Annotated in this window: 1 pseudogene; it reads left to right on the forward strand. The window is 51.9% G+C overall.

From position 1 onward, the window contains the following. Window positions 1-618 (forward strand): annotated as a pseudogene (locus GAC_RS05295) (hypothetical protein); the annotation flags it as partial.

Here is a 618-nt window from a genome sequence, read left to right on the forward strand (position 1 = left end):
GCAGCATTAGGTAATCTCGGGCGGCTTGTCGCCCGTGGTAAACTCAAGAGCTCAGATGCACCCAAGGACCTTGACCAGAGCATTGACGCACTACCGTTCATGGATGAAGCACCTGACACTGGTGAGAAGATTGAAGTACCAGCGGGTGAGGAGCAAGAATTTGGCAAGGCAGCAGCTTGGGGTCTAGCAGGCTTCAAGCGTACAGTGGATGAAAGCCTGGAGATGTTAGACCGAGGCATGCACATGCTCGCGGAAGGCCAGGCACAGATATCACAGGGGATTGACGCCAAGGATACTGCACTAGTTAGGGAAGGTCTGGAAACATCTAGACTTGGTGCAGGGTTATGTCGCAATGGCTTGGTAGAGGCCTCCTACGGCGTTGGTTATGCCAATGAGACCATGGGCAAGTATGCCGGCAAGGGTCTAGACAAGTGTAAAAACAAACTCGACAATGCATGCCACAAGTGGAGCAAGGCTCTCGAAGAGATTGAAAGCCTGCGCACAGCAATCGACGCGAAGGCAGAACAGCAAGTTGAAGGTGAAGCATGGTCTCCTGAAGGGGTCAGTGCTAACACATTCTACAAAGGACTGCATAAAATTGGCACCGCAATTGCAGTA

This window comes from Anaplasma marginale str. Florida, from assembly GCF_000215485.1.
In the GTDB taxonomy this organism is placed as follows: Bacteria; Pseudomonadota; Alphaproteobacteria; order Rickettsiales; family Anaplasmataceae; genus Anaplasma; species Anaplasma marginale.